The organism is Pseudomonas paralactis (genome assembly GCF_001439735.1).
GTDB lineage: Bacteria > Pseudomonadota > Gammaproteobacteria > Pseudomonadales > Pseudomonadaceae > Aquipseudomonas > Aquipseudomonas paralactis.
The window spans coordinates 13,199-26,189 of the sequence record NZ_JYLN01000003.1 but is presented as its reverse complement, the minus strand read 5'-3'; the positions used below and the strand labels follow the sequence as shown (position 1 = coordinate 26,189).

The following is a 12,991-nucleotide window of genomic DNA, read 5'->3' as shown; positions in this document are numbered from 1 at the left end:
CACGCTGCGGTGACCTTCCATGGAGGCAGATGCACACACTTTTTCGCTTTCGGGCGTTGCAGCTGGCGCATTTGCCATAAGTCCACTTGAAGTAAGGGTAATGACATGAAGAAGGCAAAGCTAAGCCTCGCCTGGCAGATCCTCATCGGTTTGGTACTGGGCATCGCAATCGGTGCAGTGCTCAACCATTTCAGTGCTGAAAAAGCCTGGTGGATCAGCAACGTATTGCAGCCGGCGGGCGATATCTTTATCCGCCTGATCAAGATGATCGTGATCCCGATTGTGATTTCCTCGCTGATCGTCGGCATTGCCGGAGTGGGCGACGCGAAAAAGCTCGGTCGCATCGGCGTCAAAACCATCCTTTACTTCGAAGTAGTCACCACCATCGCCATCGTGGTTGGCCTGTTGCTGGCCAACCTGTTCCACCCGGGCGCCGGCATTGACATGAGTACCCTGGGTACTGTCGACATCTCCAAGTACCAGGCGACCGCCGCCGAGGTGCAGCATGAACATGCGTTCATCGAAACCATCCTCAACCTGATCCCCTCGAACATCTTCGCGGCGGTTGCCCGTGGCGAAATGCTGCCGATCATCTTCTTCTCGGTGCTGTTCGGCCTGGGCTTGTCGAGCCTCAAGCCCGAGCTGCGCGAGCCGCTGGTGACCATGTTCCAGGGCGTGTCCGAGAGCATGTTCAAAGTCACCCACATGATCATGAAGTACGCCCCTATCGGCGTGTTTGCCCTGATCGCAGTGACCGTCGCCAACTTCGGCTTTGCCTCGCTGCTGCCGCTGGCCAAGCTGGTCATCCTGGTTTACGTCGCCATCTTGTTCTTCGCCTTTGCGGTACTGGGCCTGATCGCTCGTCTGTTTGGCTTCTCGATCCTGAAAGTGATGCGCATCTTCAAGGACGAGCTGGTACTGGCTTACTCCACTGCCAGTTCCGAAACCGTGCTGCCACGGGTGATCGAGAAGATGGAGGCCTACGGCGCGCCGAAGGCGATCTGCAGCTTCGTGGTGCCGACCGGTTACTCGTTCAACCTCGATGGCTCGACCCTGTACCAGAGCATCGCGGCAATCTTTATCGCCCAGCTGTATGGCATTGACCTGTCGATCGGCCAGCAGCTGATGCTGGTACTGACCCTGATGGTCACCTCCAAAGGTATCGCCGGCGTGCCGGGTGTTTCCTTTGTGGTGTTGCTGGCTACCCTGGGCAGCGTGGGCATTCCGCTGGAAGGCTTGGCGTTTATCGCCGGTGTCGACCGTGTGATGGATATGGCGCGTACCGCACTGAACGTGATCGGCAACGCTCTGGCCGTGCTGGTCATCTCCCGTTGGGAAGGCATGTACGACGACGCCAAGGGTGAGCGCTACTGGAACTCCCTGCCGCACTGGCGCAGCAAGGAAACTTTGCCGGCCGGCGAGACCACTCGCGGCTGATCGCACGAATGCGCTGACACGAACCCCGGGTAATTCCGGGGTTTGTCGTTTCTGTCAGCCCCGCTATCATTCGCCCCATCTTTCGGGGGATTCAACTGATGCTAAATGGCCTGTGGCTTGGCTTCTTTGTCGTGGCAATGGTGTCAGCACTGGCGCAATGGCTGGTGGGCGGTAACGCCGGGATTTTTGCGGCGATGGTGGAAAGCATTTTCGCCATGGCCAAATTATCGGTGGAAGTCATGGTGCTGCTGTTCGGCACCCTGACCTTGTGGCTGGGCTTTTTGCGTATCGCTGAAAAAGCCGGGATCGTCGATTGGCTGGCCAAGGCGCTCGGCCCGTTGTTTCGAAGGCTGATGCCAGAAGTGCCTGCCGGTCACCCTGCTATCGGCTTGATCACCCTCAACTTCGCCGCCAACGGCCTGGGCCTGGACAACGCCGCCACGCCCATCGGCCTGAAGGCCATGAAGGCCTTGCAGGAACTCAACCCCATCCCCAACACGGCGAGCAACGCGCAGATCCTGTTCCTGGTGCTCAACGCGTCCTCGCTGACGCTGTTGCCGGTCACCATCTTCATGTACCGCGCCCAGCAAGGCGCCGCCGACCCGACGCTGGTGTTCCTGCCAATCCTGCTGGCCACCAGCGCCTCAACGCTGGTGGGCCTGCTGTCGGTGGCGGTGATGCAGCGCCTGCGGCTGTGGGATCCGGTGGTGCTGGCTTATCTGATTCCGGGCGCATTGGTGCTGGGCGGCTTTATGGCGCTGCTGGCGACCTTGTCTGCAACGGCGCTGGCCGGCTTGTCGTCGATCCTGGGCAACCTCACGTTGTTTGGCCTGATCATGCTGTTCCTGGTCATTGGCGCCCTGCGCAAGGTCAAGGTGTACGAGGCTTTTGTCGAAGGCGCCAAGGAAGGTTTCGACGTGGCCAAGAACCTGTTGCCCTACCTGGTGGCGATGCTGTGTGCGGTGGGCGTATTGCGGGCCTCGGGCGCGTTGGACTTCGGCCTGGAGGGGATTCGCCACGTGGTGGCCTGGACGGGCATGGATACGCGGTTTGTCGACGCGCTGCCGACTGCGATGGTCAAGCCGTTCTCCGGCAGTGCGGCACGGGCGATGTTGATCGAGACCATGCAGACCCAGGGCGTGGACAGCTTCCCGGCGTTGGTGGCAGCGACGGTACAGGGCAGTACTGAGACCACCTTCTATGTGTTGGCGGTGTACTTTGGTTCGGTGGGGATTCAGCGGGCGCGACATGCCGTGGGCTGTGCGTTGCTGGCGGAGTTTGCCGGTGTCGTGGCGGCTATTGCGGTGTGCTACTGGTTCTTCGGTTAAGCCTTGGATTGCTATCGGGGGCAAGCCCCCTCCCACATTTTGATTTGTGAATACAATCAAAAGTGGGAGCTGGCTTGCCTGCGATGAGGCCCTCAGCGTCTAGGTGCTGTATTGCCCTGCGCCACTACCCAATCCACCACCTGCTTGTTCAACTGATCCCCGGCCTTACCAAAGGCTGCCACCACTACTGGCACCTTGGTGTCACCCACCGGCTGCCTTACCTCAAACCGCCGGCTGGCAATAATCCGCTGATCGCTGCCGCGCACCAAACGCGCATCCAGGCGAATCACCACATCCACCGCACCACCCCGGTATTCACTTTGAAACGCCTGCAACTGCCCGCCCAGCTCATAGTCGGCTTGCAGGTTGGTCTCGTCGGTACTCAGCAGCGTTACCCGTCCATCGCGTTGGAAGCCGTCCAGCAGGCGGTTGCGTAAGAGTACCGGTGCCGGGTCGCTCCAGCGTGAGTTCGCATAGCTGCTGATCAGGTTGCCGTCAGGCACCACGGCAATGCGTGGACTGTCGAGAAACTCGCTGGTCTGGGGTTTGGCTACGCGCAGCGACCAACTCACCGGCGTGCCTTGGGTGGTTGGTTGGGTGGACACCAGGCGGTACACGTCTGACGGGTCAGGCTTGGGCAGAATCGAGCAGGCGCTGAGCAGTGCCAGGGCCACAGGGGCGATCATCAGGTAAGCACGCTTCATGGCGTGAACTCCTTGTTCTTGTCACTGCCCAGCAGGTAACCGCTGGGGTTGGCTTCCAGGCGGCGAGAGATGGCGCGCAGCGAACCGAGGGTTTCACGCAGCTCGCGCACCGCTGGCGCCAGTCCGTTGAGGCCCTGCATACCGCTGTTCACCGAGTCCTGGTTGTTGGTCAGCAAGCTGTTGATGGTGGCGGTGCTTTGTTCCAGGGATTTCATCGCTTGCTCGGCGCTGCCGAACGCTTGCTTGCCTTGCTCGTTGAGCAGGCCATTGGCGCTGCGCATCAGTACGGTAGTTTGCTCCAGCGCGGCACCGGCCTGTTTGCTCACCTGCATCAGTTGCTGCATCACCACCTTGATGTCGCCGCGTTGCTCGGCGATGGCACCGGTGGTTTGTTGCAGGTTATCCAGGGTGTTGCTCAAGCGTTCGACGTTTTCCCGGGAAAACATGTGGTTGGCGTTGTGCAGCAGCAAGTTGACGCTTGTCATCAGGTCGTTGCTGTTATTGAGCAGGCGCGCGATGGGCGATGGCGAGGCGATGATTTCCGGCAGGTTGCCGTCTTTGCCCTTGAGTTCCGGGCTTTGCGGGGTGCCACCGCTGAGCTGGATGATGGAGGTACCGGTGATGCCGGTCAGCGCCAGCTTGGCCTGGGTGTCTTCCTTGATCGGCGTTTGCCCGGCCAGGCGGATGCGCGCGAGGACGCGGCGCGGGTCTTTGGGATCCAGGCGCAGGCTGGTGACGTCGCCCACCTTGATCCCGCTGTACTGCACCGCACTGCCCTGGGACAGGCCGCTGACCGCTTCGTTGAACACCACTTCGTAATCCTGGAAGGCGCTGTCGACGCTGGACTTGGCCAGCCACAGGCCGAAGAGCATAGCGCCGACCACCACAATTACGCTGAACAGTCCGATCATCACATGATGGGCTCGGGTTTCCATGTCATACCTCGTTGAGCGATTGAGCGGCATCCAATGCCGCGCGGCCTCGGGGGCCGTGGAAATATTCGTGAATCCAGGCGTCGTCCGTTTCCGAGACGACATCAATGGCGTCGGCCACCAGCACTTTCTTCTGCGCCAGCACCGCCACGCGGTCGGTGATGGTGTACAGCGTATCGAGGTCGTGGGTAACCAGGAACACGCTCAAGCCCAACGCATCGCGCAGGGTCAGGATCAGTTGGTCGAATTGCGCTGCGCCAATCGGGTCGAGGCCGGCGGTGGGTTCGTCGAGGAACAGGATGTCCGGATCCAGTGCCAGCGCACGAGCCAGGGCCGCCCGCTTGATCATGCCACCGGACAACGAAGCCGGGTATTTGTCGGCCGCCGACAAGGGCAGCCCGGCCAGTGCCAGCTTGACCGCCGCCAAGTGCTCGGCGTCGGCGCGGCTGAGGCCGGCGTGTTCGATCAATGGCAGGGCAACGTTCTCGGTAACGGTCAGCGAGGAAAACAGCGCGCCTTTCTGAAACAGCACACCAAAGCGCCGCTCCACCAGCGAGCGTTCGTGCTCAGGCAGACTCGGCAGGTTCTTGCCCAATACCCGCACTTCACCTTCGCTGGGCCGACGCAGGCCGACGATGCTGCGCAACAGCACCGACTTGCCGCTGCCGGAGCCGCCGACCACTGCCAGAATCTCGCCTTTGTATAAATCCAGGTCGAGGTTTTCATGCACACTCTGGCTACCAAAGCGGTTGCACAGGCCGCGTACCTCAATGACCGCCTCAGTGGGCGCACGGTGTAGACGACTCACCAGCCCATCTCCATGAAAAACATCGCGGCGACCGCATCCAGCACGATCACCACAAAAATTGACTGCACCACGCTGGAGGTGGTGTGCGCGCCGACTGATTCGGCGCTGCCGCTGACCTTGAAGCCTTCCAAGCAACCAATGGCCGCGATCAGGAAAGCAAAGATCGGCGCTTTCACCATACCCACCAAAAAGTGCTGAACGCCGATGTCCGATTGCAGCAGCGAGAGGAACATCGCCGGTGAAATATCCAGCGCGACGGCACACACCACGCCACCGCCGACAATCCCCGAGAGCATCGCCAGGAAAGTCAGCATCGGCAGTGCCACCAGCAGCGCCAGAACCCGCGGCAGTACCAGCAGCTCCATCGGGTCCAGGCCCAGGGTGCGGATGGCGTCGATTTCTTCGTTGGCTTTCATTGAGCCGATTTGCGCGGTGAACGCACTGGCGGTGCGGCCAGCGATCAGGATCGCGGTGAGCAGCACGCCGAATTCACGCAGGAAAGAAAACGCCACCAGGTCCACGGTAAAAATCGTCGCGCCAAAACTCTTGAGCACGGTGGCGCCCAGAAACGCCACCACCGCGCCCACCAGAAAGGTCAGGAGGGCCACGATAGGTGCGGCGTCGAGACCGGTCTGTTCGATATGGGCGACCATCGGTGTAAGGCGCCAGCGCTTGGGTCGAAACATCCCGCGTACGAGGGTTTCAAGAATCAGGCCGATAAAACCCAGGAGTTTCTTGGCGTCTTGCCAGACGGTGTCCACGGCGCGGCCGATACGTGCCAGGACCTGGATGCCGGCGCTTTCTTGCGGCTCTTTGAGCGGGACGCAAAAATCATTGAGGGAACGGTAGACCGTCTTGAGCAGCGCCCGGTCGGCAGCCGACAGGCTGCAATCGGTCTGCTCGGCGGAGTGCTCGATGCGGTCGGGGCCCAGCAGCTCTACCAGCAATGACGCACCGGCGGTATCCAGCGCACCGAGGCCGTTAAGGTCGATACGGGCGCCGGCGTCGTATTGGCCGTCGAGTTTGTCCGACAGTTTTTTCAGGCTGGCGTAGTGGGCAAGCGTCCAGTCACCGGTAATCCGCAGCGAGGGCGGGGTGCTGGACGTATCAAGATGGGCTGCGCCTGCGGTCGTGCGAGTGGTCATAAGCTCCGAGCTTGTTTGGCTATCCACAATGGCTACGTAATAGCACGATCTGACCTACTTTGGGTTGTCCGCTTGTGCTGTGTCGATCACCTTGAAGCGCAAGACGCCGATCACCTGGCCATCCTCGGTGAGGACCTGCACTTGCCAGCGCCCCGCTGCGTCGCCCGGGAAATTCTGCTTGTGGGTCCAGGCGCGATAGCCTTCCTTGCGCCCACCATGGATATCCAGGGCAATGCGGTCGACTTCCTTGCCGTTGAATTTCCACACATGATAGATCCGCTCATCCAGCCCGCGTGGCGCGTTGATCGCGGTGTAGGCGTAGAGGCCACCGCTGCGCAACTGGGCGGCAGTGACCTCCTTGAGGTCATCGCCTGGGGTGCGGTCTTGCAGTTGAGTACTGATGGCGACTTCGGTCATCCACAGGGTGGCCGGCGGTACCCAGCTGCGCAGGAACCAGCCTGCGCAGCCGATCGCTGCCGTTACCCCCAGCAGCATTGCCCAGCCCTTGAGGCTGCGCAGCGGCAGGCTGACCGCCAGGCTGGGGATCGACAGGGCCATGGCCACGCCCAGCGCCAGCTTGTAACTCTGGGCAGTGGTCAGGTGCATGATGATTGGCAGCGCGGTGAGCAATGCGGCAAACAAGGTCAGGGTGTGCAGGGCCAGGAACAGCGAGCGCTTGGGTGCCAGCCACTTGTAGTACAGCGGGTCGATGATCGACACCAATGCTGCCGCGCCGAGCAGGCCGGTGAACAGCGATTGGCCGCTGTTCCAGGCCGTAGTGACGAAAAAGAACGGCAGCACGAAGAACAGGCTTTCCTGGTGGATCATCTGCGTGGCGTAGCGCAGCAGCGGTTCCGGGATCTCGCGCTTGAAGAGCTTGGCAAACAGTTGGGTAAAGCTGTTTTCCAGCATCAGCCACAGCCAGCTCACCAGCATGATGACAGCGATCCAACTGGCCATGCCTTGCTGGCGGTCCACCAGGATGAAGCTGCCCACACCCGAGATGAAACCGCCGAGTGCAATGACCCCTGGGTAGCGCTTGATCAGTTCGAGGATGCGCTGGATTAGATGGGTCAGGTTTGGCATTCGGCGGTTCGCAGTCTTTGTAGGAAAAAATCCCAGACAGAATAACGTCTTAGCGCTGGGCCCGTTGCTTCATTCCACGATCCGTTGGCGATAACGCCGAACGCCCATCAACACGATGGCGATGAGCCCAAGCACGCCTGCGCCGATCCAGGTCAGGGCGTCATAGCTTAACAACGGCTTTTCGATGCGCCAGTAGCCCGGTTGCTTGAACACTTCGCGCATTGCCTGGTTGGTTTGCGAAAGACTCACCGCCTTGATGCGCTTGACCGGGTCGCCGAAGCGGCCGTCAGCGTAGTCGCCGGCTGCACTCCAGTAGTAATCGGCCAACGCACTGTTGCCCTGTACCGCCCAGGCTTGGCGAGCAATGGCGGCCTGTTGCAGGCGGGCGAACACCTTCGCGTCGAGACCATCCTTGAGCAGTTGTGCCTTGAGGTCTTGCAAGACTTGCTCGGCTTCAGGGAGATTTTCCCGTTCCAGGTCGGCGTTCAGGCTCAGGAAGCCTACGCCGCCGAGTACTTCGCGTTCGCTCCACGGGCCGTAGGACAAGCCGTGTTTGAGACGCAGCTGTCGGTACAGTGCCCAGTCGATGTAATCCTTGAGCAGGTCGTAGGTTTCGTCATGTTGGTCGTCCAGCACTGGCTCTGGGAACAGCCAGTGCAGCTTGGCGCCATCGCCGACCCAGCCATGCACCAGATCGCGGTGGCTGGCGGCGGTGTGTTGGATCTGCGGCAGTGGGCGGTGTTCGCTCGGGTCTACCGGGTCGAGTTGGCCGTAGGTGCGTTCCAGGTAGGCGGGCAGCAGTTTATCCAGATCGCCGACGACGATCAGCGTCATATTGTTGGGGGCGTACCACGCTTTGCGTAGCGTCTCTAATTGATCGCGGGTCAGGTGGCCGACCTGCGCGCGTTCGGCGCATTTGAGTCCCAGCTCGACGGCCAATTGGTTGCTGGCGCTGTGGCCGAGGTCCTGACGGTCCAGCAGGCGTTGCAAATGCGAATAGTGGCCGCCGTCTTCACGCTCGACCACCTGCTTGGCGGCGTTGATATTGGCGTCGGTCAGCTGCGTGCGGGTGAGGATGGCCAGCAGCAAGTCCAGCACCTTGCGCTGGTTGTGCGCGGGGGCCTCGATGACGAATGTGGTGTCGGCGTTGCTGGTGTAGGCGTTCCACTCGCCGCCCAACGCTTGCATGCGGTCTTCGAGGTCGCCTTCGCCACCGCCGTCGATGCCGCTGAACAGCAGGTGCTCGAACAGGTGGGGAAGCTCTTTGTCTTCGCAACCGAAGTCATCCAGGCCTACGCCGACCACCAGGCGGATGGCCACGTGCCCGCGTTCGGTGCCCGGTTTGAGCAGCAGCTGCAGGCCATTGGGCAAGGTGTAGCCCTCGACTTGCTGGCGGTCGAAGGCAAAGGTGTGTGCCGATCCTAGAAGCAGGCAGGCGAGTAACAGGCGACGCATAACAAGCTTCCTGGCAAGTGAGGTCCATTGTTAACTGACTTCACTGGCCGTCGTACGTTCAGGGCGAATGGGTGATGTCGGCAATATCTTCGGTGGAGAGTGCGCCAGTGTCGGACGTTTCCAAGACTACATAAGCGCTGCTGCAAAACAACGAGTTCAAGCGTTTCATGTCGGCGATCAGCTCCAGGTGCAGGGAGCTGGTTTCCAGGCTCTGTACGATCTTGCGCTGCAGGCGGCTGACATGGGCGTGAGCCAGGCGACGTTCCTGGGCGCGGAAGCGGCGCTTTTCACGCAGCAATTGGCGAGCGCTTTCCGGGTCACCGCTGAGGAACACCGACAGACCCAGGCGCAGGTTGGAGATCAACTGGCTGTGCAAACCGCTGAGTTCTTCCAGGCCCACTTCGGAAAACTGCCGTCGCTGCGAGGTTTTCTGCTGCTGGACCTTGCGCAACATGCGTTCGATCAAGTCACCCGCCAGTTTTAAGTTGATCGACAACTCGATGATCTCCGCCCAGCGGCGGTTGTCTTGTTCGCTCAGATCTTCACGGGGCATTTGCGCCAGGTAGAGTTTGATCGCGCTGTAGAGCGCCTCGACATCATCGCTGAGGCTGCGCATTTGCTGGGTGATTGCGGTTTGATTACCGCGCAGCACCTCCTGCATGGAGGTGAGCATATTGTCGATCAGGTCACCCAGGCGCAGGGTTTCTCGCGCGGCGTTGGCTAAGGCCAGGCTCGGCGTGGTGAGTGCGGCCAGGTCGAGGTGGCGTGGTTTGGCCTTGCCATTGGTTTCTTCGCGCTCGGGCAACAGCCAGGCGCACAGCCGCGCCATAGGGCCAATGGTGGGCAACAGAATCAAGCAGCGCGTGACGTTGTAGAGCAGGTGAAAGGTGATGACCATGCCTTGGGCGCTGTAGTCCAGGCCGTCCATCCAGCCTACGAGCGGGTCAAGCACTGGAATGATCAGCAACAGGCCGATCAGTTTGTACAACAGGCTCCCCAGGGCCACTTGGCGACCGGCAGTGTTTTGCATGCTGGTGCTTAGAAATGCCAGCACACCGCTGCCGATATTGGCGCCGATCACCAGGCCGATGGCCACGTGCAAACCGATCACGCCGGCGCCGGCCAGGGTGGCCGTGAGCAGCACGGCGGCGAGGCTGGAGTAGGAAATCATCGCGAACAGTGCCCCGACCAGGGCGTCGAGCAAAATATCGCCGGTCAGCGAGGCGAAGATCACCTTGACGCCCTGGGCATGGGTGATGGGCCCGGCGGCTTCAACGATCAATTGCAGCGCGAGAATGATCAGCCCAAGACCGATCCCTACCCGGCCCAACTGCCCTGCACGCGTCTGTTTTCGCGACAGGAAGAAAATCACCCCGAGAAAGATCAGCAGCGGCGACAGCCAGGACAAGTCGAAGGTCAGCACCCGCGCCATCAGTGCGGTACCGACGTCGGCGCCCAGCATGGTGGCCAAGGCCGGCGTAAGGCTCATCAACCCCTGGCCGACAAAGGACGTGACCAGCATCGCCGTGGCGTTGCTGCTTTGCACCATGGCGGTCACCAGGATCCCGGCGATAAAGGCCAGCCAGCGCTTGGACATGTTCTGCCCGATGACTTGGCGCAAGTTGGAACCGTAGACCCGCAGGATGCCGGTTCGGACGATGTGCGTGCCCCAGATCAGCAGGGTCACGGCGGAAAGCAGATTGAGCAAGGTCAGCATGCTCGGCCCCCCGTGTGGGTGCGCTCCAATAGGAGCGAAGTAAAGTTACCGCGTGCCGTTCTACGTCTTGTACTTAAGCTGTAGTTGGCGAATGGGCTCTGCGCCAGCATCGCATAGCTAAACTCGGGATTGAAACAAAACTGTCATGAAATCAACTTTTTGACAGACGAAAAAATGGGGCGCAAGCGCCCCATTTCAGCAGCGGGTCAGGTTTATTGACCCGGAATATCTTTACGCAGTTTCACTGGATCCTGTTGCTTCTTCTTTTTCGCGATGGCGGTCCGCATTTTGATGTTGACCGCTTCCACTGCCAGCGAGAACGCCATGGCGAAGTAGACGTAGCCTTTTGGCACGTGCACGTCGAAGGATTCGGCGATCAGCACGGTACCCACCACCAGCAGGAACGACAGCGCCAGCATTTTCAGCGACGGGTGCTTGTCGATGAACTCGCTGATGGTGCCGGCGGCCAGCATCATCACCAGTACGGCCACGACGATTGCAGCCACCATCACCGGCACATGGGAAACCATGCCGACGGCGGTGATCACCGAGTCCAGGGAGAACACGATATCGATGATGGCAATCTGGATGATGGTGTAGATGAACTTGCCGCCGGCGCCTTTGGGCTCGTCGTTGGTTTCGTCTTCACCTTCCAGAGCGTGGTACATCTCCTGGGAGCTTTTCCACAGCAGGAACAGGCCACCGAAGAACAGGATCAGGTCACGACCGGAGATGCCCTGGCCAAACACCACGAACAGGTCGGCGGTCAGTTGCATCACCCAGGTGATCGACAGCAGCAACAGGATGCGCGTGACCATGGCCAGTGCCAGGCCGAAGATCCGGGTGCGCGCCTGCATATGCTTGGGCATGCGGCTGACCAGGATCGAAATCATGATGATGTTATCGATGCCCAGGACGATCTCGAGAGCCGTCAGGGTGAAGAAGGCAATCCAGATTTCCGGATTGGTCAGCCATTCCATGTGTATTCCTTTAAGCAAGTGTTAAACCGCGCAAGCTGTAGCGCCGCGCGGTGAGTCAGTACGATTATAGAGTGCTGAACAGCGGAAAAATCCCCATCAGCAATGCGGCGAACATTATGCACAGGCATACCAGCACTGCCCACTTCAAGGTGAAGCGCTGGTGATCGCCGAATTCGATGCCTGCCAGTGCCACCAGCAAGTACGTCGAGGGTACCAGCGGGCTGAGCAGGTGTACGGGTTGCCCGACGATCGATGCGCGGGCCATTTCTACTGCAGTGATGCCGTAGTGGCTGGCGGCTTCGGCCAATACCGGCAGTACGCCGTAGTAGAAGGCATCGTTGGACATGAAGAAGGTGAACGGCATGCTCACCAGCGCAGTGATCACTGCCAGGTACGGGCCCATGGCTTCCGGGATGACCGCCAACAGGCTCTTGGACATGGCGTCGACCATGCCGGTGCCCGACAGGATGCCTGTGAAGATACCGGCGGCGAAGATCAAGCCCACCACCGCCAATACGCTACCGGCGTGAGCCGCGACGCGGTCCTTTTGTTGCTGCAGGCACGGGTAGTTGACGATCATGGCGATACTGAACGCCACCATGAACAGCACCGGCAGCGGCAACAGGCCGGCAATCAGGGTGCACATCAGGGCCAGCGTCAGGGCGCCGTTGAACCAGATCAGTTTTGGGCGGCGGGCGTCGGGGAATTGCGACACGCTGATTTCGCTGTGGTCGATCTCGTCGCCTTGCAGGTGCAGTTCGCCCAGGCGTGCACGCTCGCGCTTGCCGTACATGTAGGCAATCACCAGGATCGCCACCACACCGGCGGCCATGGCCGGGATCATCGGTACGAAGATGTCGGACGGATCCACATGCAACGCACTGGCAGCACGCGCCGTCGGGCCACCCCAGGGCGTCATGTTCATCACGCCACCGGCGAGAATGATCAGGCCGGCCATGATCCGCGGGCTCATGCCGATACGCTGGTACAGCGGCAGCATGGCGGCGACGCAGATCATGTAGGTAGTGGCGCCGTCACCGTCCAGGGACACCACCAACGCCAGCACGGCAGTGCCGACCGAGACTTTCAGCGGGTCGCCCTTGACCATCTTGAGGATCTTGCGCACGGCCGGGTCGAACAGGCCGGAGTCGATCATCAAGGCGAAGTAGAGAATGGCGAACATCAGCATCACGCCGGTCGGCGCGAGCTTGGTGATGCCTTCGAGCATCATCGGGCCGATCTTCGGTGCGAAACCGCCGAACAGCGCAAACAGGATGGGCACGATGATCAAGGCGATCAGCGCAGACAGGCGCTTGGTCATGATCAGGAACATGAACGTGATGACCATGGCAAAGCCAAGGAAAGTCAGCATAGGAATACTCCAGGCGTAGCGCGGCTA

The 12,991-nt window shown here is 60.6% G+C and carries 11 protein-coding genes; 2 read left to right on the top strand and 9 right to left on the bottom strand.

The window, feature by feature from the left end:
- Positions 1-105: 105 nt before the first annotated feature.
- A complete protein-coding gene (gene gltP / locus TX23_RS08280; RefSeq protein ID WP_057701782.1) occupies positions 106-1,437 on the top strand; it encodes a glutamate/aspartate:proton symporter GltP in 1,332 nt (443 codons plus the stop codon).
- Between the two features lie 98 nt (positions 1,438-1,535).
- A complete protein-coding gene (locus TX23_RS08275; protein WP_057701781.1) occupies positions 1,536-2,765 on the top strand; it encodes a nucleoside recognition domain-containing protein in 1,230 nt (409 codons plus the stop codon).
- Positions 2,766-2,857: 92 nt separating this feature from the next.
- On the opposite strand, the gene TX23_RS08270 is transcribed toward TX23_RS08275, so the two are convergent.
- From TX23_RS08270 to TX23_RS08230, 9 genes are all read right to left on the bottom strand, one after another.
- Complete coding sequence (locus TX23_RS08270; protein WP_057701780.1) at positions 2,858-3,469, bottom strand: ABC-type transport auxiliary lipoprotein family protein; 612 nt, start codon at positions 3,467-3,469, stop codon at positions 2,858-2,860.
- A complete protein-coding gene (locus TX23_RS08265; protein WP_057701779.1) occupies positions 3,466-4,404 on the bottom strand; it encodes an MlaD family protein in 939 nt (312 codons plus the stop codon). Before TX23_RS08265 ends, TX23_RS08270 begins: the two co-directional genes overlap by 4 nt.
- Before the next feature lies 1 nt (position 4,405).
- Positions 4,406-5,209, bottom strand: coding sequence for an ABC transporter ATP-binding protein (locus tag TX23_RS08260; protein WP_057701778.1), 804 nt, complete (start codon positions 5,207-5,209; stop codon positions 4,406-4,408).
- Positions 5,206-6,354, bottom strand: coding sequence for an ABC transporter permease (locus tag TX23_RS08255; RefSeq protein ID WP_057701777.1), 1,149 nt, complete (start codon positions 6,352-6,354; stop codon positions 5,206-5,208). Before TX23_RS08255 ends, TX23_RS08260 begins: the two co-directional genes overlap by 4 nt.
- A gap of 54 nt (positions 6,355-6,408) precedes the next feature.
- On the bottom strand, positions 6,409-7,440 hold the full coding sequence (locus TX23_RS08250) for a DUF5924 family protein (RefSeq protein WP_057701776.1): 1,032 nt from the start codon (positions 7,438-7,440) through the stop codon (positions 6,409-6,411).
- A 69-nt stretch (positions 7,441-7,509) separates the two neighbouring features.
- Positions 7,510-8,895: a M16 family metallopeptidase gene (locus tag TX23_RS08245; protein ID WP_057701775.1), complete on the bottom strand. Its 1,386-nt coding sequence runs from the start codon at positions 8,893-8,895 to the stop codon at positions 7,510-7,512.
- A 58-nt stretch (positions 8,896-8,953) separates the two neighbouring features.
- Positions 8,954-10,612: a Na/Pi cotransporter family protein gene (locus tag TX23_RS08240; RefSeq protein ID WP_057701774.1), complete on the bottom strand. Its 1,659-nt coding sequence runs from the start codon at positions 10,610-10,612 to the stop codon at positions 8,954-8,956.
- Between the two features lie 212 nt (positions 10,613-10,824).
- Positions 10,825-11,592: a TerC family protein gene (locus TX23_RS08235; RefSeq protein ID WP_005783489.1), complete on the bottom strand. Its 768-nt coding sequence runs from the start codon at positions 11,590-11,592 to the stop codon at positions 10,825-10,827.
- 64 nt (positions 11,593-11,656) lie between these two features.
- Positions 11,657-12,964: a CitMHS family transporter gene (locus tag TX23_RS08230; protein WP_003187405.1), complete on the bottom strand. Its 1,308-nt coding sequence runs from the start codon at positions 12,962-12,964 to the stop codon at positions 11,657-11,659.
- Between the last annotated feature and the right edge of the window lie 27 nt (positions 12,965-12,991).

What these genes read in the sequence shown, in the direction of transcription:
- TX23_RS08235 (WP_005783489.1), bottom strand. Translation starts at nt 11,592, where the DNA reads ATGGAATGGCTGACCAATCCGGAAATCTGGATTGCCTTCTTCACCCTG.
- TX23_RS08230 (WP_003187405.1), bottom strand. Translation starts at nt 12,964, where the DNA reads ATGCTGACTTTCCTTGGCTTTGCCATGGTCATCACGTTCATGTTCCTG.
- TX23_RS08270 (WP_057701780.1), bottom strand. Translation starts at nt 3,469, where the DNA reads ATGAAGCGTGCTTACCTGATGATCGCCCCTGTGGCCCTGGCACTGCTC.
- TX23_RS08245 (WP_057701775.1), bottom strand. Translation starts at nt 8,895, where the DNA reads ATGCGTCGCCTGTTACTCGCCTGCCTGCTTCTAGGATCGGCACACACC.
- TX23_RS08265 (WP_057701779.1), bottom strand. Translation starts at nt 4,404, where the DNA reads ATGGAAACCCGAGCCCATCATGTGATGATCGGACTGTTCAGCGTAATT.
- TX23_RS08275 (WP_057701781.1), top strand. Translation starts at nt 1,536, where the DNA reads ATGCTAAATGGCCTGTGGCTTGGCTTCTTTGTCGTGGCAATGGTGTCA.
- TX23_RS08240 (WP_057701774.1), bottom strand. Translation starts at nt 10,612, where the DNA reads ATGCTGACCTTGCTCAATCTGCTTTCCGCCGTGACCCTGCTGATCTGG.
- TX23_RS08250 (WP_057701776.1), bottom strand. Translation starts at nt 7,440, where the DNA reads ATGCCAAACCTGACCCATCTAATCCAGCGCATCCTCGAACTGATCAAG.
- gltP (WP_057701782.1), top strand. Translation starts at nt 106, where the DNA reads ATGAAGAAGGCAAAGCTAAGCCTCGCCTGGCAGATCCTCATCGGTTTG.
- TX23_RS08255 (WP_057701777.1), bottom strand. Translation starts at nt 6,354, where the DNA reads ATGACCACTCGCACGACCGCAGGCGCAGCCCATCTTGATACGTCCAGC.